The 19,739-nt window shown below is 32.9% G+C and carries 19 protein-coding genes and 1 pseudogene; 10 read left to right on the top strand and 10 right to left on the bottom strand.

Translation table 11 applies throughout. The features are described from left to right. Positions 1 to 107 precede the first annotated feature (107 nt). From ACMT7R_RS10325 to ACMT7R_RS10305, 5 genes are all read left to right on the top strand, one after another. Positions 108 to 761 carry an NADPH-dependent F420 reductase gene (locus ACMT7R_RS10325; protein ID WP_415311744.1) on the top strand — a complete coding sequence of 218 codons (654 nt, stop codon included), beginning with the start codon at positions 108 to 110 and terminating at the stop codon, positions 759 to 761. A gap of 313 nt (positions 762 to 1,074) precedes the next feature. After that, positions 1,075 to 1,356 carry a macro domain-containing protein gene (locus tag ACMT7R_RS10320; protein WP_415311742.1) on the top strand — a complete coding sequence of 94 codons (282 nt, stop codon included), beginning with the start codon at positions 1,075 to 1,077 and terminating at the stop codon, positions 1,354 to 1,356. A 10-nt stretch (positions 1,357 to 1,366) separates the two neighbouring features. Next, positions 1,367 to 1,627: a macro domain-containing protein gene (locus ACMT7R_RS10315; protein WP_415311740.1), complete on the top strand. Its 261-nt coding sequence runs from the start codon at positions 1,367 to 1,369 to the stop codon at positions 1,625 to 1,627. 327 nt (positions 1,628 to 1,954) lie between these two features. After that, a complete protein-coding gene (locus ACMT7R_RS10310) occupies positions 1,955 to 2,119 on the top strand; it encodes a hypothetical protein (RefSeq protein ID WP_415311739.1) in 165 nt (54 codons plus the stop codon). A 350-nt stretch (positions 2,120 to 2,469) separates the two neighbouring features. Beyond that, complete coding sequence (locus tag ACMT7R_RS10305) at positions 2,470 to 3,315, top strand: hypothetical protein (protein ID WP_415311737.1); 846 nt, start codon at positions 2,470 to 2,472, stop codon at positions 3,313 to 3,315. A 10-nt stretch (positions 3,316 to 3,325) separates the two neighbouring features. On the opposite strand, the gene ACMT7R_RS10300 is transcribed toward ACMT7R_RS10305, so the two are convergent. The 4 genes from ACMT7R_RS10300 to ACMT7R_RS10285 form a co-directional block, all read right to left on the bottom strand. After that, the gene (locus ACMT7R_RS10300; protein WP_415311736.1) at positions 3,326 to 3,541 is read right to left on the bottom strand and encodes a dodecin family protein; all 216 of its coding nucleotides are present in this window, start codon (positions 3,539 to 3,541) and stop codon (positions 3,326 to 3,328) included. A gap of 196 nt (positions 3,542 to 3,737) precedes the next feature. Continuing rightward, on the bottom strand, positions 3,738 to 3,929 hold the full coding sequence (locus ACMT7R_RS10295; RefSeq protein WP_415311734.1) for a hypothetical protein: 192 nt from the start codon (positions 3,927 to 3,929) through the stop codon (positions 3,738 to 3,740). A gap of 155 nt (positions 3,930 to 4,084) precedes the next feature. Continuing rightward, a complete protein-coding gene (locus tag ACMT7R_RS10290) occupies positions 4,085 to 4,261 on the bottom strand; it encodes a hypothetical protein (RefSeq protein ID WP_415311732.1) in 177 nt (58 codons plus the stop codon). Between the two features lie 284 nt (positions 4,262 to 4,545). Beyond that, complete coding sequence (locus ACMT7R_RS10285) at positions 4,546 to 5,355, bottom strand: nucleotidyltransferase family protein (protein ID WP_415311730.1); 810 nt, start codon at positions 5,353 to 5,355, stop codon at positions 4,546 to 4,548. 297 nt (positions 5,356 to 5,652) lie between these two features. Between ACMT7R_RS10285 and ACMT7R_RS10280 the strand changes: the two genes are divergently transcribed. Then, on the top strand, positions 5,653 to 6,243 hold the full coding sequence (locus ACMT7R_RS10280; RefSeq protein WP_415311729.1) for a MarR family transcriptional regulator: 591 nt from the start codon (positions 5,653 to 5,655) through the stop codon (positions 6,241 to 6,243). A 311-nt stretch (positions 6,244 to 6,554) separates the two neighbouring features. Here ACMT7R_RS10280 and ACMT7R_RS10275 read toward each other — a convergent pair. After that, positions 6,555 to 7,539 (bottom strand): annotated as a pseudogene (locus ACMT7R_RS10275) (NAD(P)-dependent alcohol dehydrogenase). 254 nt (positions 7,540 to 7,793) lie between these two features. On the opposite strand from ACMT7R_RS10275, the gene ACMT7R_RS10270 reads away from it, so the two are divergent. Then, positions 7,794 to 8,588, top strand: coding sequence for a carbonic anhydrase (locus ACMT7R_RS10270; protein WP_415311727.1), 795 nt, complete (start codon positions 7,794 to 7,796; stop codon positions 8,586 to 8,588). A gap of 789 nt (positions 8,589 to 9,377) precedes the next feature. After that, positions 9,378 to 10,004, top strand: a complete 627-nt coding sequence (locus tag ACMT7R_RS10265) for a TMEM175 family protein (protein WP_415311725.1) — start codon at positions 9,378 to 9,380, stop codon at positions 10,002 to 10,004. Positions 10,005 to 10,149: 145 nt separating this feature from the next. Here the strand turns inward: ACMT7R_RS10265 and ACMT7R_RS10260 are convergent, their stop codons facing one another. Next, the gene (locus ACMT7R_RS10260; protein WP_415311723.1) at positions 10,150 to 10,965 is read right to left on the bottom strand and encodes an SIMPL domain-containing protein; all 816 of its coding nucleotides are present in this window, start codon (positions 10,963 to 10,965) and stop codon (positions 10,150 to 10,152) included. Between the two features lie 312 nt (positions 10,966 to 11,277). Between ACMT7R_RS10260 and ACMT7R_RS10255 the strand changes: the two genes are divergently transcribed. Then, positions 11,278 to 13,698 carry a DNA polymerase domain-containing protein gene (locus ACMT7R_RS10255; RefSeq protein ID WP_415311721.1) on the top strand — a complete coding sequence of 807 codons (2,421 nt, stop codon included), beginning with the start codon at positions 11,278 to 11,280 and terminating at the stop codon, positions 13,696 to 13,698. An 899-nt stretch (positions 13,699 to 14,597) separates the two neighbouring features. Here ACMT7R_RS10255 and ACMT7R_RS10250 read toward each other — a convergent pair. Together ACMT7R_RS10250 and ACMT7R_RS10245 are read right to left on the bottom strand one after the other, a co-directional pair. Then, a complete protein-coding gene (locus tag ACMT7R_RS10250; RefSeq protein ID WP_415311719.1) occupies positions 14,598 to 15,101 on the bottom strand; it encodes a CHRD domain-containing protein in 504 nt (167 codons plus the stop codon). Between the two features lie 1,341 nt (positions 15,102 to 16,442). Further along, a complete protein-coding gene (locus ACMT7R_RS10245) occupies positions 16,443 to 16,640 on the bottom strand; it encodes a hypothetical protein (protein WP_415311718.1) in 198 nt (65 codons plus the stop codon). Between the two features lie 1,217 nt (positions 16,641 to 17,857). Here ACMT7R_RS10245 and ACMT7R_RS10240 point away from each other — a divergent pair. After that, complete coding sequence (locus ACMT7R_RS10240) at positions 17,858 to 18,028, top strand: hypothetical protein (protein WP_415311716.1); 171 nt, start codon at positions 17,858 to 17,860, stop codon at positions 18,026 to 18,028. Positions 18,029 to 18,175: 147 nt separating this feature from the next. On the opposite strand, the gene ACMT7R_RS10235 is transcribed toward ACMT7R_RS10240, so the two are convergent. Both ACMT7R_RS10235 and ACMT7R_RS10230 read right to left on the bottom strand, forming a co-directional pair. Next, positions 18,176 to 18,343, bottom strand: a complete 168-nt coding sequence (locus ACMT7R_RS10235; RefSeq protein WP_415311714.1) for a hypothetical protein — start codon at positions 18,341 to 18,343, stop codon at positions 18,176 to 18,178. A gap of 706 nt (positions 18,344 to 19,049) precedes the next feature. After that, entirely contained in the window at positions 19,050 to 19,535 is a 486-nt protein-coding gene (locus ACMT7R_RS10230; protein ID WP_415311712.1) for a hypothetical protein, read from the bottom strand. Between the last annotated feature and the right edge of the window lie 204 nt (positions 19,536 to 19,739).

The raw sequence follows: 19,739 nt of genomic DNA, 5'->3' as shown, positions 1-19,739 counted from the left end.
TGATCAGCAGTAGAATTAATTTAATGGCATGCTTTGTAGACCTCGTAATTCTAAGGTTCGACAGACAAAAGGATTTAAGTTTTGATAAATAATCTTATTTATATCATATGAAAATTGGAATATTGGGGTCAGGAGAGGTAGGGCGTAGGCTCGGCAAAGGATGTATTGATCTTGGTCATCATGTAATGATTGGAACGAGAAATCCTGAGAAAAAAGAGATTCAAGAATGGCTGAAAGACTCAAACAGTAAGAATAAGGCATTTGTAGGAACGTTTGCAGAAGCCTCGGCTTTTGGAGATCTACTCATTATTGCTACTTTATGGAGTGGAACAGAAAATGCTATAGACCTTGCAATTCCGACTAATTTTAAAGACAAGATAGTCGTTGATACAACAAATCCGCTTGACTTCACGAAAGAAAATTTACCCCAATTATCAATTGGCTTTGATAAGTCAGCAGGAGAAACGATTCAATCAATTTTATCTGACTCTAAAGTGGTAAAAGCGTTTAATATAGTAGGAAACCCTCACATGATAAAGCCAGATTTTCCTTCTGGACCGCCCACTATGTTTATTTGTGGAAATTCAGAAGATGCAAAAAAGACTGTAATCGAGACGCTTACAAATCCATTTGGTTGGGAAACAATAGATTTAGGTGGAATTGAGCAGAGTAGATTGTTGGAACCACTTGCAATGATCTGGATAAATTACTATTTAATAACGGGATCAGGAAATCATGCGTTTAAGTTATTAAAGAAATAGACATGCTCACTTTCTCGCGTTCCATAATGAAGATTTGAAAAATCATCATAAATGCAAAAATTTTGGAAATGCATTTAAATTGAAGTAAAAATTTGTTGATTAAGTCTTGTTAGAATACAACAAGTTGAGGAGACATGTAGATATATGAAAACAAGTTTTTAATCAACTATGATAGAGTGATGTGGTAGTATTATAGGTAAGAAATACAAACATAGACTTTAACATACTTCAAATTCTGTGTAAAATCATTTAAAGAACTTTATAATACGACAACTTTATTAAATAATCATCCAAATAGTCCAAAAGGATTATCTTGAGAATTATTAATGAAGTAGTCATAACTGACGGTATAACGCTGAGACTAGTCGTTAGTAATATTACTTCAATAAACGTTGATGCTATAGTGAACCCGGCAAATTCGAATCTAAAGCATGGAGGAGGAGTCGCAGGAGCAATTGTATTAAGAGGAGGGATCACCATTCAAGAGGAAAGTGAAAAAACAGGATTTGTTCCAGTTGGAACATCAGTAATAACGGGTAGTGGACTTTTACCTTGTAAAGGAATAATTCATACTGTAGGACCTCGAATGGGCTAAGGAAACGAAGATGAAAAACTTAAAAGCAGTTTGCAGTTGTCTTGAACTATGTACCAAAGCAGGTTTTAAAAGTGTCTCAATTCCAGCAATTAACACAAGGATTTTTGGTTTCCCTAAAGAACTATGTGTAAAAATATTAGTTAGAGAGGCATTTGATTTTTTAACAAGACTAGAAACAGCAAGAACAAAAATTAATCTGGTAGAATTCTGTATTATAGATATTGATACTCTAGAGTTCTTTGATTGTGAATTCTCAAATTTAAAGAATTAAATGGACTAAATTACTCTCGATGTAAAGTAATAATGTGCAGTATGTTGCAAACTTGGTGACAATGGCAAAATAGGGTGTAAACTCACCTTGTAGTATTAATGCCCAATATAATACTCAAAATCAAGGAGTAGGCGAAATGAATAGTTGATTTTCAACCTGTCGATAAATAATTTCTCTTAATATAGTCTTCTAACTAATTGTTCGTATGGTTTCGACAATTTCAAAATTATCATCCTAATTTGCAGAATCCATATAATATAATTTTGCTTGCAAAATATAAGATTGCACTGGATAAAGAACTGTGATTGTAACCGGCTGGGCTTGGGTATGCCAAAGACAATCGAGTTTTTCAAAATTAGTAAATCAAGAACACAACTTAGATGCAGTAGATGTAAAGGATTGATGGGATGGTGGGATGAGCCCTCTCAAGTAAAGAAAATTAGGCCAGAAAAAAGAGATTGGTCATATCAAGAACGGTTGTCGCTTCGATAATTAATTGCATTTGAATTCTTACTAACTTACCTACCCATATTTATGATAAATATTGGCAAGGTCAATAGGAATATGGCCACAAAAAGATTTTTTCTACAACAAGTAATCTTTGATGATCGTAATTAAAGCACCAATCGTTACAATTTAGTGCTATGAAGTAATCAGTCAAACTGAAATGAAAATGCAATACAAATACTGATTCATTTTGAGTTTAGTTGAATCAGCAAAATTTTTTTGAATTATTCTATCGATATTCTAATAGTCAAAAAACCCAAGTCGTCCACAAGTCCTTTTGTATAAAATAATATATTTATGATACCATTAGCTACAAATCAGTAAAATTGCGAGTCTTGACTAACATAATCAATTCAGGCTTGATTCGCAATTTATCTGTAAAGTCAATATTAATATTTTTTATAGTTTTTGAAGCCATCGCGTTTGGCTTGTATTTTTCTGGAACATTCGATCGATATAATATTTCGAATGTTTTGTCTTCGGGTGTTATCGTCGGACTAGTTTTAATATTTCTATTAAAATATACCAGTTCAATTGGCAATATCAATAAAAGTGAATTATTTTTTCTCTTAACATTAACGTGCTGGTTTGGTGCCGAAATCCTTTATGGATATTTAAACGGTTACCTCCAAATAGATGCTTATCCATCAGTTGCTGACATCCTTTATATCTTTGGTTATATCTTTTTTGTTTCCTTCTTATGGTTCATGAATAGAATATACAAGATTGAACTTGCATATATCATGAGTGCTACAATCACATTCGCGCTTATTGTATTTTATGTAATGTATATAGCAATTTTTGTTTATGAAATTTATTCCTTCAGTGGTAGTGTAATCGACCTGACACTTTTGTTCGTTTATCCAATAGTTGATCTGTTTATATTTTTGGGTTCGATGATGTTTTATTTTAGGGGTAGAACTATTTCAATAAATAAGGGACATAATTTCTGGCTTTTCATCTCAGCTGCAGGAGTAGTTTTCTTTGTAGCAGACGTAATTTTTGGATTTAATGATCTCTTTAAGTTGCTAGCCGAAGATGACATCTACTTGTCCGATTTGTTTTATAATCTCGGCTATATTTTGTTCGGAATCGCTTTCATAGTAAGAATAAGTTCCTTGATCATGGGAGACAAGAGCAACAACGATCAGTATCTAGGATCTAAAAAAATAAAAAAGTAAAGTATAGAGGTCAGGAATGTTCCACACCAAATGCTATTTTTATGGTCGAATGGTAGTCGGATATTTTTCCCGTACCAGAATCTACCTTTGCGGTCATATCTACTAGTTCAATCCCCGTTATGCCATGCACCGTCTTCGTAGCCTCAGCAAGCGCCACCTGTGCCGCATCCTCCCAACTTTTTGAAGAAGTTCCTACAATTTCAATAATCTTTGCTACATGTGTCATTATATGTCTATTTTTTATTTATTATACTTTAAATACCCTATAAAATAGGGGTTTCAATCCAATATAGTATTGGTTGCAAGACATTTTGGGATTTTTGAGATAAAGATCGTTCCACATATCATTAACTGACTATTTAGTTTGTTACTATAAAATAAGAATATGTAGACCTCAATTCTGTAAAGAATTGTTGGTGGATCTACTCATCAGAACTCGTAGAGTTAGGCTTCGATAGTGAAGTGTCAGTCACATCGAATACTCCTTTAGGTTGAACAACATCTGCAACTACTTCGTATACTGTAATAAATGGTTCTCCATTAGGTGATCGAAGCCACAATGAATCACCTTCCAAAGTTGATGGAAGTTGAGAAACTGGATGGAACAGTTCCATGATCAGGTATAATCACTGAAGGAACGCTTTTGACCCCAGGGGTTCCACATTCGCTAGTATTGTTATGAAAACTGCATAAAACTCACTAGACTCCGCAGTATCAATCTGTAAATAGATTGAATTATCATTATGGAGTAGGTGGCTAGTGTCTAATTTCACGGGTTAGCTGCAGTTGATGTTATTATTTCGGAATAAATTGAACCATCCGGGTTGTATGTCAGGATGGCAGCAGCATGTGGAGCGTCTCCAGTCTCTGAAGTTACATCTTTAAATTCTTCATAAGAGACACTGTCTCGATGCACTATCTTGTCACCAGATTTTGTAATACTCACTTTTTCAGCGCTACTATAGTCCTGAGAATTATTTGTAGTATCTAACTGGGCAGAAGCGTATAACGAATCTGTCTAAATTATAAAACGTTGCAAAAAGCAATGGAAAGGCAAAGGTGATGATGTTGGCTGCAAATACAAAACCTAATAGTGTTATTGTAATTTGCTTTTGCATAATTATCATGCAATAAAATGTCTTGTAAAAATGAGTCAACCCGAAAAAGGGATTGTGGCTATAAACGGTCAATTTCCAGTCGATTAATTGGGTAAAGTTGTGGAGTTAAAAATCAATCAAATATCCTCCAATTTATCATTTGATTAACAATGGTTTTCATACTAACCTTGTTTCTATTTACAAAAGTTGGAGATTCAATATCAACCCATTCTTTTTTTGTATATTCAATATCATAAGCGTACAATTTATTTTGTTCATCATATTTCACATGTGACAAGATATCAGATGATAAATCAAAGGATTGAGAAGAATGCATCTCGGCACAATACATCAATTCATCAAGAATTCGTTGAGTAAACAAATAGATTCCTACCGCTTCTGGATTTTCCAAATTTATTATGGGTTTCTCCACAAAAGACTCTATGACGTAAACATTCTCTTGACAGTGGTCATTTACTAACACTCTACCTGTTTCTTCGTGACGCTTGGATCTGGTTACAACCATTGCTATAGGAAGTTTTTCTTGTTTCTTATCCTCTAATAATTTGAATTTCTTATACATGTCATTCAAATGTAGTGCACAGAGGTTATCTGCATACCAGACCAAAAAGAAGGGCTCATCCTTCAAGAGTTCCCTGCATTGAAATAGCGCTCCTCCTGTGCCGTTCTTCTTATCTTCTACAAATCGAATTTTTTTACCAATTATTTTCTCCTTACCTTCAAAATAATTAATAATCTGATTTCCAAACGAATCAAACTCACACACAATTAAGATTTCAGAAATAAATGAAAATTTACAAATATACCTGGTGATATGATCCACGAGTGGTCTTCCTTCTATTGGAATCATAGCTTTTGGACAATAATCGGTAAATGGTTTTTCTCTAGTTCCCAGTCCGCCTGCCAAAAGAACGGCCCTCATCTGATTACTTGGACCTGTACCAATAAAACAATTACTAAGACTAAAAGAATGGTATTATGGCGCAAATGCTAATTTTGGTCAGTCATAATTACTCATTTACAAGACCAGAATATTATAAACCCCTACATTTGACTATTACAGTTTTTAGATCTATTAGATGTTAGGGATGACAAGCTTAGTAAATTTAAGACTGTATGGAGATCGATCTATATCGACAAAATAAAATATTTGAATTTTTGAATAATATAGCCTCTCCAGTAAACTAAGATTTAAATATTTTCATATTAATAAAATGATATGTCTTCCGACGGTGCTCAAGGTCAAAGTCCAAATCATTTCATGGTTTTGGATGCTATCTCAAGAGGTATAAAAAAAATAGGCGATATAGCAAAAATTACGAAGTTATCTAAGGACGAAGTAGAACTAATAGTTAATGATTTAAAATCACAAAAATTGATTTTTATGAATGAGAAAAAAGGGTTTTTTGGAGGTAAGAAAATAGAAGTTTATACAACTGATACAGGATTTAAGGTATTGGATTCAAAAAAGCAAGAATTAGCAAGTAAATCAAAGTATCTTCAACAATTGTATGAAACAGGTAACAAGCGTCAGTTACAAAGTTATATGGACGATAATAGAGCCTGGATGCCTATGATGTTATTTTCTGGATTAATAAATATGGTAATGTTCACATCTATGATGTCATTCATGGGTATGCCAATGACTCCCGCAGAAACTACTCAAGCTGAATCTCAAGCGAGCGAGTCTTCTAATTCGGCATCTGAAGATTCAGGCTCAGCGTCAGACGATGCAGGGGGTGCAGATTCTGGGGGTTATAGTGAAGCTGACTTTGGCGGAATGGATATGGGCGGGTTTGATTCGTTCTAGACGATAACAGACGCTTCTGTCTAATGAAAGGATCACCTTGTTATGAATTTTTTTCTTCCCATAAGTCAACATGGACAAGACAATTATAAGTTTTAAATTTATTTTCTGATTGTTCTCCAACCATTACCTACTATCTGGTACCTCCAAAGGTAAAAGAATAGTAAACTATATCTGAAATGATCATGACACTGCTCCTAGCTAGAACCCATCAAAGCCCCCATTAAACTGCAGCGTTATCCTACTTGATTGTATTTAAAAGAATTAAAAATATCAATTACAAAACGACATCGGACTTCACTTTTTAATACCCGTTAGTATGCTTGGTTTACATAATCAATTTTGATTAATTCAATCTCAGATGCAATTTCATTTTTTGAGCAGAAATCTAACATCTCCAGGGTTTCGGCAACCTCACCGATAGTCGAACCGGCTAAAATACGACGTGAATTAATAAGGTTAGTTGTACCAATTTTATCATCAAATTCAGGAATGCAAACCAACCCCGTCGTCCCATCTAAACCCAGTAATCTCAGATATTGATTCAAATCCGAATTTGAAGATTCCGAATGATCAAAATAGCCCTCAAGAGAGCCCAGTTCACTAGGATCTGATGTTGCAATGAATCTATCAGCCTCCATTTTCTTGCAATCCTGTTGTTTTTTGAGAGTATGGCTCAGTACTGTAACCTATGCCTCAAAAGCATGAGCCATTTTTACACCCAGGTGGCCAAGACCTCCAAGACCAATAATTGCTACTTTTTTCCCTGCACTCGCTTTCCAATGAATTAATGGACGATATAGAGTAATTCCCGCACAAAGCAATGGCGCCGCCTTGTTAAGGGGAATATTTTGTGGATTACGAAGTACAAAATATTCATTGACTATCATCCTGTTTGAATACCCACCCTGTGTCGGTGTCTTGATGCCTTGAATAACCTGTTCGTGATAATAAGTGAGGGGGACCACCACCAGTACGGTACTGTTCCAAGCCTTTGGCAAACTCATCACAGTATCTGCACGAATCCACCATGCAACCCATACCTACGCTATCATATTTCTTGAATCGAGTGACTTTTGGGCCTATTTTGAATACTTTACCGATTATCTCATGTCCAAAAACGATAGGAAATTTAGAATTTCCACCCCATTCATCCCTGACTTGATGAATATCAGAAGGACAAATTCCACAATAATGAATGTCAATCACCCCGTCATGGTTCAAAGGCTCACACCTCTCAAAAGAGTATGAAGTAAGCAATGATTTGGACGCTTTTGCAGCATAAGCAGATACCTTCATAGAAATTTAATGTTCATATCCATTAGAATATTTATCAAGCTGTCGGAATTAAAGATAAAATGATCTTGTGTTTTAATGTGGTTGATTCCGAGGGGCTAGGTATAATGATGTCCATTTGTTTGATAAGGAATTGACAATTGATCAAAGTTCATTGACATCGGTATATTTATCTATATACCGAAGGAGATGTTATGATTAGTAATAACTATAAATTTCAGAAATATCTGTTTACTATAACCAGCATAATTATTCTAGTGACAATAGTGCCTTCTAGTTATGCACAACAGAATATGTCACAATCAGGTCAACAGGTTAATCCCGAGTGGCCAAACATTCATCAAAATGTTGTAACCGATTTTAATTCAAATGTTTCTTTCCCATTTATGAAAGAGTCTGCATTCATACATCCTTTTGCAATAGTTATTGGAAATTGCTACATAGGTGAAAAGGTTTTTGTGGCACCAACAGCTGTTTGCAGAGGTGATGAGGGGACACCCATCCATGTTGGGGCATTTTCTAACTTACAGGACGGTGTTGTATTACACGGCTTAGAAACGACATTTAACGGCATAAATATAGATGAAAGGCGTTTTTCTAGTAATGGAGAAAGACTATTAGGAAATGATAGTGGATTTGAGAACGGATATTCTGTTTTTGTAGGTGAAAATGCAAGCTTAGCACATGGTGTATTAATACATGGACCTGCATATGTAGGAAATAATACGTTTGTTGGTATGGAAAGCCTAGTATTTGATGCAAAACTGGGAAATAATGTAGCAGTTGGAGTTGCAAGCACTATAACAGGAGGAGTAGAAGTTGCAGATGACAAATTTGTACCCCCAGGTAGCGTCATAACAACTCAGGAACAGGCCAATGCTCTTCCAGAAAGAGCAGGTACCGACTATGAGAATATCAATTCTGCAGTGGTTCATGTAAATGAAAAACTTGCAAAAGGTTATGGAGAGCTTGATTTGCAGAATGCATCAGCAATAGAAAGAGAGAGCATAATGGAAGAAGAAATGTTGGAGACTAGTTTCTCAGCTCCCTAGTCCTCCCAATAATATTGAAAGCATAAAAGAGCAATCGCATTAAACAAAAAGTAACTGCTAGGAGAACAAGCAAGCAGCTAAACCTAATTTTATTGAATTATTCATATGATCGAGTTTGGTTTCATCCATAAGAGCAACTTTGTATATCCAAATTATTGATTCCTGTTTTTGCCATATTTCAAAAAACTTTTCATCCATTGTTGTTTTTGTTCTAATCGCTTCGTTTGATCAGGTACTGTCAAAAAATACAACAAATTCTTAAAAAATTTAAACCTAGATATACTTTTTTAAGGCCCTGTTAACTTAACGTGATTTTTCAAATGTTTTCCAATATTTCATATGGATTAGGATGAATAATATCAGAACATTATGTCTCAAATCGTGCATAAACTCCAAACAAACTTGTCGAAAGTGAGTAGTTTGGTTCAATGACAATTCAAATTTACCCTAATTCAAACACTTAAGTTAACAGGGCCTTTTTTAATGTGATCAGATTCATATGGTCCAAAAACTCGTGTAGTTGATACCCCTCTACCTATCATATCTATATTGTTGTTGTACTATACATTGACAACTAAATGTCTAAAAAATTTACACTAATTCTTCTGCTGGTCAAATTAAATAAAATCATAAATTGATTTTGCATGTGGAATTTCCCACTCTGTATCGAGCTATTATTGAGTCATACAAATTTTCATACCCTATATTATTTTTTTAGAGATAGAAAGAAAATTTGATCCATATGGAGCCTAATTAACAAAATTAATTAAATCGAATCTTAAAACAGAATTGTTTGATTTGTCGGCCAAGGCATTTACTCCTAAAATAAAGTTAGAACACATCATCACATTTAGTGATGCAGTATTTGCTTTTGCGTTAACACTGATGGCTTTGACAGTTGACATCCCGGATCTTGATTTGAATCTATCTGAGCAAGGATTGACCGAAAGACTATATGATATGATACCTCAGCTAGAAAGCTATATTCTAAGTTTCTTTATTATAGCCCTCTTTTGGGTTTCTTATCACCAAGTATTCAATCACGTAAGAAAATCATACATTTCAATTGTTTACCTAAATCTGGTTTTTCTACTACTAATAACTATCCTATCAATATCAACCTCTTTAGTTATTTCATTTGACAATTATCAAATATCATATCTAATTTACTATACTGTAGTAGTAATAACGAGCGCTTTGTTATTACTAATATGGTGGTATGCAATACAGATTGACGCAGTTGGTAATAAGATACACCCATATTTTAAGAAAGGAATGTTAATTCAGCTCGGCATAATTCCAGTCGCGTTTTCATTTGCTATAGCAGTATCATATGTTAACCTGAATGTAGCCCAGTATTTTTGGCTCATCATAATTCCTGTTAATATGTATGTAAGACAAAAATTCAAGCACTAGGTGCCAAAAATATCTAGTTTGAGTCGAATCTTGCAAGATTTTCTTGGTGGTATAATAGACATCTGTCCTTGGAAATATGAGATAACATGCGATCTACGAGGATTATTTAATAACCTGTATTTAAAAAAAGAAAATACCTTAACATTTATCTAAACAGATATGTAACTTGAACGCTGATCGAAACCTCCTGTTCTCCTGGTATAATTGGAGTAGAGAAAGATTCTGAACCAAAGGATCTCTGCATAATTGGCTCGTTAAATGGTATGGGATTGAAGCCCTCTGTAATAACAGATATAGATTTGACGCCTACCAGTGTAGCCCCTACTGCACCTGAAGCGATATCTGCTTTTTGCTTAGCATTAACAATCGCTTGTTCGATTAGTGTATTTCTAACATTTTCTAAAGATTTGTCAGATACTCTAAAATCTACGCCATTAATAGTATTAGCCCCTGCAGATACTGCAGAATCGATCCATAGAGAGATGTTGTTAAAGTTTGAACTCTGAATTGTCAGTATATTTGACACAGTAAAACCCGTTGTATTTATAATATTGCCCGATTCTGAATAATTGTAGTTAGGTTGAATCGTATACTGAGAAGTGCTGATCTCATTTTCCTCAACTCCACTGGCTTTCAAACTTGAGACGATCTTGTTTGCGATTTTTGAGTTCGAAACTAAAGCATCGGTGGCCGAGATATTTGTAGATTGTACACCCATTGAGATTGTTACCAAGTCTGTATCTACTTTATCTGTCGCAGTACCAGAAACATATAATGTATTATTGAGAGAAGCTAAATAAGTTTGATTGGTCTGGTCAAGAACTGTGGCCTGAGCTTTTACTTCGATGAGGTTCATACTCAAAAAATTAAAAGATAAAAACCCCATCCCCAATCCGACTAATAATAGAAACGATATAGTACTAGTTTCATTATTCAAATTTCTTAATTGATTTGACATCATTTGTTAAAACCTACTCCAATATTTAAGATGACCTTTTCTAACCTGGTTAAAGTGAAATTGTATCATTGATATTCATATGGAGATAAGTTGTTAGTTTTGTCAATAGGTAATCAAAGATAAAACATAGCGTAAACTATGTATACACAGAGTAAGGGTTATAAACATGTTATAACATCCATCAATATGCTAAAAGTAGGTGAGAGAAGGCTTGATCAAGAGTCACTCGATCGGAACATGAAATATAAATTAAATTACTATTGTATAAAACTGTGTCTTTTCAACCTCCAAGTCAATTAATTCACGGTGAATATAATGAAGTCTATTACAAATGGATGGCTATTTGATATCTATCACATAAAAGATCGAATGATATTATGGATTAAACAAAAAGAAGGAGATGTAAAAAGATTAGAATATCCTTGGTCGCCTTCGATATATGTTGCCTCGGATTTAAAAAAAGATCTGTTAGCGCTATTAGAGGACAATAGAATTCTTTCATTGATCAAAGGTTATGAATTTGAAGTCAAATTTGAATATCCTTCCTCTATTACCAAAAATGGTAAATATAAGAATGAGGTGTTAAAGCTGACTCTGGCAGATTCACTAAGTATATTGAATTTGGCAAGAAGGATTGAAAAACTTTCTACTCAATTTGGACACTATCGATTATATAATGTGGATATATCACCTGAACAGGCATTTCTATACGAAAAGGAACTATATCCACTCGGACTATATAATATAGAAAGAAACCTAGCGAATTTTGAGGGATCTGAAAGATATCGAATAATTAATGACAAAAATGACGACATTGATTCATTTGAATACGTTATACCAGATCTTAAGTTTTTATCATTTGAACTGATTTCAGAAAAAAAATCAATAGCGAGTGATTTTAGAGATGAGATTCTAAAGATAAAAATTCTAGTTTTTAATAACACTACCATAGTTGAGGAAAAATTTTCTATACGTGAAGAAAACGAGTTGGAAACATTATTAGAATTTGCATACGAGATTAACAAGATTGATCCTGATATAATTCTGACCACAGGAGGAGATCAATTTCTATTTCCACATTTACTATTTAGAGCAAAAGCAAACAAAGTCGAAAATCAATTACTAGTAAATCTAAATAGAGAAACTAATATTGAATATATTTTAAAAAAGAATAAGTTATTTCTACATTCTGTTACTATGAATAATTCCAATTCTTCAATATCCTATATCGCATATGGCAAAGTGTACTTTAAACCTAAGCCCTTCTTCTTATATGGCAGAATTCATATTGATATCAATAACTCATTCATATACAAAGATAATGGCCTAGACGGATTGGCAGAGTTATGCAGAGTATGTAGAATACCTATGCAAATAGCATCAAGATCTACAATAGGTAAATGTCTTAGTAGTCTATATTTTTACAATGCTCAAAAAAGTGATGTTTTAATTCCATGGAAGCCCACGACATCAGAAGTTTTCAAATCGTTCTCTGATTTATTGAAAGCTGACAAAGGCGGATCTATTTTTAAATCAAAGCCAGGAGCATATGATAATGTGGCAGAATTTGATTTTGTTTCGTTATATCCAAATATCATGTTAAAAAAGAATGTATCTTCTGACACTATCAATTGCGACTGTTGTAAATCAGAATCAGAAAATCAGGTTCCAGAATTAAAACATCTTTATTATATATGTAAAAAAAGAGCAGGAATAGTTCCACAGTCATTAAAAACCGTGTTAGACAGACGGTTAGAATACAAATATAGAAAAAAGAACTACAATAACACAAACAATAATCAATCAAACAATCAAATGAAAGTAAGAGATCGATATGACAGCAGGCAAACAGCGTTGAAGTGGATTCTGGTTACTTCTTTTGGATATTTAGGGTTTAGTAATTCAAAGTTTGGACGAATAGATGCACATATAGCGGTGTGTGCATTTGCCAGAGATTTATTATTGACTACATCGAAAATTGCAGAAAGACATGGATTTGAAATAATTCACGGCATTGTAGACTCAATTTGGATTAAAGAAAGAGCAACAACTAAACCTAGAACTTCTGGCTCAAAGGACATGAAGAAAGTAACGAATTCAAAGATAAGGCTAAACAAACTAAAATTAGATATAGAAAAACTAACAAACTTTTCAATTTCATTTGAGGGAGTATACAAGTGGATTGTATTCGATTATTCTAAACCTAACCCCACATTACCTGCCCTAAACAGATATTTTGGAGTATTTCATGATGGAACCATTAAAATGCGAGGAATTGAGATAAGAAGACATGATACTCCTCCGCTTTTTATAAACTTTCAACAAGAGTTAGTAAATGTCATGTCCAATTGTAGAAATATTAATGAAATAATCGTTATATTACCACAATTAGAAGAAATCTATGATAAATATAGAAACCTGTTACTCTCAAGAGAAGTTAACCATACCGATTTAATATTTACAAAGAGAATTTCGAAAAACAGTAATGAATATGCAAATAGAAAAACATTAGAAAATTGCGTATTAAAAAGATTGGCAGATAGAGGAAAGCACTTACATGCAGGAGAACAAATAAAGTATATTATTACTGATTTTTATAACAAGAATTTTTTAGACAGGGCTATTCCAATAGAATTAATTAGGAAAAATTACACTAAATATGATAACAAAAGATATATAGAAATATTAAAGAATACTTACGATTCTATAACTAGAGTATTTTATCAGAGGATTTGATAAATCCGAGAAGAGTGAATACTCTAGAAGCAGGCATGATATCTAATTATTTATACGTTCCAAATTAAATATTAGTCAAATCCAAAAAAGGATAATCAGAAATCAGAATAAATAAAACCTCAATCCATCTTTATTTCCTTATCTCTTGGCAAGGCATATTCCTTTTTCTTGTTAAGTGATTTCCAATACGCCATTGTTGTAAATAGACTTTGCAGATTCAATATCATCTACTTTTAGAAGTTCTATACTCTTGCGATATTTTCTAGAGTCATAAGAAGCATCTATCTCAACTTGAACATTTGCTGCATTTACCTTAATATCATCTTTCTAAATTCCAGCATTTCAACTACGACTTTTACTTTTTGTTATATGGAAATTGCGGCTACTAAAGGTTCCATATAAGAGACAAAGGTGATATCTTGTCTACTTGTTTTTGAATAGACATTGTTTTTCTTCGAATCAATTTCCCAACAATTTGACATTTCCAAATTCTATTACGTGATGTTTTCCATCTGGGACAATAGTCATAGAATAGCCATACGCTATTGGGCCAAATTCTCTAACTTTTCTTCTTTCTTCTATTTGATATCCTCTTACATGTTATCGAGGGCCTTGGTTTTCATTATTGCAAAATACTTCAAATATGCTATCCATATCTTCGTGAATACTTTCAATTCCAGACAATAAGTTTCCAGTATTAAATATCCTATCAATTCTATTGTTATTATCTTGGGCAAAGATTTTATTAACCCAACCAAACTGTGCTATGTTAATAGCAGGTATGAGAACAGTTTAAACAGGGTGCAAGTCTGCAGATATTTAAGACAGACTAATTGATTTTTTTACGCTTACAAGTATAAAATAGCATCATCGAAAAAAAATATTGGAATATATTTCCGTTATTCAGTACTATTTAATTGGCCTCTGATTTCGCCCTCTGGATTTTGTTCGGTATGGAAGTTTACATAAGTAGTACTATTTTTCATTGCAGATATCAAATCAGCAACTGCTTTACCTTGCAATGGTCCTTCCAAATTGCTTGAACTAATTGTACCATTTTCTGAAACTCCATCCTGAGTATTATTATAATTAAATAAGGTAACTACAACTGGACCGTTTACTCCTTTTTCACCACTGTGTATGTGTCCTTGTGTTACGCCCAAAAGATTAGTAGCGTTCAAGAAATAATCAATAGTTTCGTTAGCAGGTGCGATTGGCACAAAAATAACCTCTGCTGTTGCTTGAGTGTCAACCGGAGGAACTTCTTCTTGGCCCGTCAGATTGGCTGCAAACTCATGATTTGCAAACACCATGGAAAGGTCGTTTATTGAAGACAATGCAAATGCACTTCCTAGTACTAAGCCCATGGCTAAAAATAAGCCTGTAATATTTTTGGTTATCATCCATTTATTGACAATAATCTACTATATAATCACTTTGTCAATTTGGTATCTCTTCAAGTTGACATTAGATGTCTTCAATTTATTGAAAAAAAATACAGAGAAAACACAAATAATTGTTTTTATCTTATAACGGCTTTCGATAGGTAGGAGCCAGACTAATACAAGAGATTGTTCTCATTCAATAACTGTTTTCCAAAGTATGACAGTGGAGTTTACACGTTAGGATACTATACTCCCATTCTTTTTGTGGGAAATGGATTAGTCCAAAATAAATTGTCAAAATTCAAAATATAACCAAAGACCGAAGATCTGATTTGATCATACAATTTACAATTCTTGTAAGTATTTGGTCTTAATATTGAGATCTGTTATGCCATCTCAAGATCTTTTTTGGCTATCGGTAATGCCTGCAGATTCTCATATTAGCATAATATTATGCGGGCAATTAACTTAAGTTATTTCCGTAATAGGAATTACCTACCATTTTCATCAGAACTTTCTTGAAAATACATTTTTAGTGACGACCTTATCCTGGTCATCAATCTTACTTAGTAACAGTCTAGAACTGAAATGAAATTATTAGAACCCTTATCAAAAAGGGTTTAAGAATTTTTAATAGAGAGAGAGATTATTGTATCATCTTAAGTAGATAGGGTTCTATTTGTCTAATCTATTGTCTTACCCTTCCCCGAAGTTCTTAACTAGCTTATTATCTTTTTGTCCAATAACATGTTTGTTGAATCCAAATGAAAGTTAGTTCTATGACAATCAAATTATACTGCCCTAACTTAAGGTTATTCAACTTGAGTTAAAGGATAGAGACCATACAGAGACCATAACAAATGGATTTGAAGTGAATTGTAAAAGACAATACTCAATTAAATATAATCAAAAACCGTTCTTAAAAATTATTCTAATGAGAGAAATATTTGGGGTTGAACCAATTCCCTATAATTTGCATTTTTTTCCAATAACTCTATGTAGACTAATACCAACATTATTTCATCAAAGACATAAACACTAACATGGATCCATCTTACGAAATATTTTTTCAACAAACTGAACAATAAATATTTTTATTGGTATCGAGTAAACTGTTCTCTTAGAGATAGAATAAGACTCTTTAATTTACCAATTTAAATTTAAAAAAATGTCATTTAACTCTGCGATCTCAATGATGTATTTCATCTTTGTTAATAGTATTAATAAATCCTTTAGATCCTCGCCTTCTTACAAAGTAGTCAATTATATGTCAAGATGATACTTATATCTATACGGACTGAAATGATCACAAACTTTGAATCAAAAAAAATAAAATAAAATAAAATATTTCTATTTCACTTATTGGGTTGTATTACCAGTCATGCCGGTAGAATTGTCCATTGTCATTGTCATGTTACCCATGTCGCCCATTGGCATAGTAGCATTGTCCATTTCCATGGTCATGTTATCTTGTGCTAGAGCTGGGGTAACCATTGCACCAAACATTGATGCTGCTGCAACGATGGTCAAAACTACGAAAAGATTCAACTTGTTCATGCAGTGTTATATTTTATTTACTGGTATATAATACTTGGTTTAGTACGAGTATATTTTTCTGCTAAATTTTTATGCTAATAATACATAGAAAATTATCATTTTGAAAGTTTTCACCATCAAAGGCTAATTTTTTGAATAATACTCAGCATCCTTTGAGATATTGCATAAAAATCTTGATCTTGATGCCTTGAAAACAAAATGCTTTATATCAAATCACATATTTCTCTATAAAAAAGACAACATCCTTTAATGTAATTAAAGATAAATTGGAGGTTCATATTTTCTGGCGAATACCATTGATTTAAATTTCAACAGGATACAAATAGTGATTACAAACTGCACGTCAGAGTTTTCCGAATTTCCAGATACAAGTTTCACAACAAAAATAGATCAACCCACCAGTGTTAGTTGATCCATTAATTTTACAGCCAAAGCATCACTATGCTTACTTATTATTCTCAATCTGAGCTAAGATTGAGATGCCTTAGCGAAGCAGTTTTGATTGTTTTTCTTGTTCTCCTGCTTAAAGGCGCAAATTGACTCATTATACCCATGAGATAATTCTGCCACAGTATTGATCTCATGGATTGCTTTTTTAGTAACGTATTCTCTAATTCTGTTAGAGAAGATAGAATTACTGAGCAGGTATAATTCCGTCAACTACAAAGTGTACTTTTCATATAAATAGTATTTACCCACGTTTACTCCATTGTGTTCCCAAATAGTTGGTTTATGCCAACATAATCAAAGGAAAAATCTTTTTATATTTACAAGAACATTCTTAGCAGATACGCCTAATTTATATTAGGATCGCCGTTTTGAAGATGGATTAGTAATTTGTGTAGCTCCATGTCACCCAGACTATTGCCGAACGTCATTCCACACCGATTGCACTCGTATTCTTTCTGCTTAACAAATTCTTTCTTTCGATGCTTATTGTCGTACGTATTCAAGACTTTTTAATCAAAGATATATACATTAAAATTTATTAACATCAGATCTGAGAATCGTATGTTAATTTCCGAAAGCTATTTAAATTTCATAAATGACTAGGTATCGTTAAAGTGGGTGGGGTATCTCAAAGTAAAGATTTAGAAGTACTTGATAAATACTGTAAAGATTTTTAAAATAAAACTCAACTTCAAGACTGTATTAATGTAAACCCAGGAGGTTATTATAAAGCAATTTGGGCACTGCATCGACCATAGCAAATACAAATGAAAATTTGGCAAAGAAATAATAAAATATTAGAAAGAATTACAGGACTAATTATAGAAAGCCAGAGATTGAATTTAATGGCTTGTATTGATCTTTCTGTCCAAATAGGAAATTTCGTTTTATGCATTCCTCCACCAGTAAAGGCAAATCTCCAAAGATTTGAAATATGATTATCATTCATGCCAGAGACGGTCAGAGTTAATTCTCCATGTCTTAACCAATCAATCGATAAATATCGAGTTGTAGAAAATGAATAAATCAAAGAATCAAATGGATTAATTTATTAACTTCAAATTGAAATCTTCTCGGATTAAATACTATAGAATTTTCTTATTGCTCCAATCGATCAAAATGTTATCGCCCTTAGTCTTCCTCTGGTTTCTGTCGCCATATTCCTGCGGCCCACCTTCATCAATATTTTTTTGTCTCTCTATTTGGTAATCTGGAACAACCTTGTCAGGTTTGTTAATTTTTTCTTTTGACATTCTCCTAATACGTGCAAATTTATAACATACTATTTAAAAATCACATAGTTCCGATAATTTATCGATTTGATAATAATTGAATAGTTTAACGATTAGAAATGGAGTAACTGAAGAGTTATCGAGAAGGATATTTTTACTCCATTTCTATACTCGCGGACTGGATAATGAGCAAATACATTTGTGAAACAAACTATATATAGATAAACCATCTTTGCACATTTGTTTCATAGATGTGGTCAAAACATTAATCATGTAACTAAAGTTGAAGCAATGTCTCATCAAATAATTAATTTAGCCATATTAAGTCTAAACTTAAAATTGAGAGCATCATTTTCAAAAAAATCCATTACTCCTAGCTGTCATTTCTCTTAATAGACAAATCGACCTCATATGAAGTAAAGTCAAAAAGACGTAATTATCTCATTTGAAGATAAAATAAAAACAATTTAGATATTTGTGGTTGGAAAGTTGTGCCTATTCAACAGCACAGTCAATAGGAAGGAATATTAACTAAATTATAGAAAATGGTAAATCCTATCTTCCAACGAATTAAGACAATCAATTAATAAGATAATAACATTGAGACTACTCTTAATAATCAAGGCCAATCAATCATAAACGGAAATTAGAAAATATATGATTAACAAATATATAATAAACGAGTCACAACTACTACCATTATCAGAGTAACACTTATTATATATTATTAGAAGACAGAGAATAGGCCGTTTAATTTTATACCAGATCCAGATTCGTAATGAACCAGGCTTTTTTCTTTTAATTCATCTAAAGTACTATCTATGAAGCTACTGCTATATTTCGATTTAATAGCGTAGACTTTATCGAGTGATTCCTGCTCGTTTTCGCAGTAATTTGTACTATCTATCAGAGTAGTCGCGACCTCCAACCAATTGACATCCTTGTCTTTGAATAACTCCAAAAACCTTTGGGAAAAATCATTATCAAAGGTCCACTCGGTCTTATTTAAGTCAAGAGATGTTGCCTGAAGGTCCATCTTTTCATAATAATAGTTAGCTAGTTCTGGCGAATAGGGACCATTATTATATATGTTATATTCGTATCCAAAGTTGTTTTTCAACGAAGTTTGTGCCAAGTACACATACTTTTGTAGTTTTAATCGATTTACAAGACCGATTTCGTCGTCTCTCAATAAATCGTGTATGGTAATCATCTTGTTCTGGTGAAGAAATTCTATAAAATTTTGTAATTTCACATTCATATGTGTTTGAATAGATACTATACGTGGAACTACTATATTAACAGAATGTTTTAACGTTATCACACAAAAGACATATAGATCCTTTTCAATATTCGATTATTACGATTATGATTATTGAGAAGTAAACCTTTTTCGGTTTTTATAGGTATTCCTCTC

The sequence above is a fragment of the Candidatus Nitrosocosmicus sp. FF01 genome (genome assembly GCF_047711275.1).
GTDB lineage: Archaea > Thermoproteota > Nitrososphaeria > Nitrososphaerales > Nitrososphaeraceae > Nitrosocosmicus.
The sequence above is the reverse complement of the archived record's forward strand: the minus strand, read 5'-3'. Positions and strand labels throughout refer to the sequence as shown.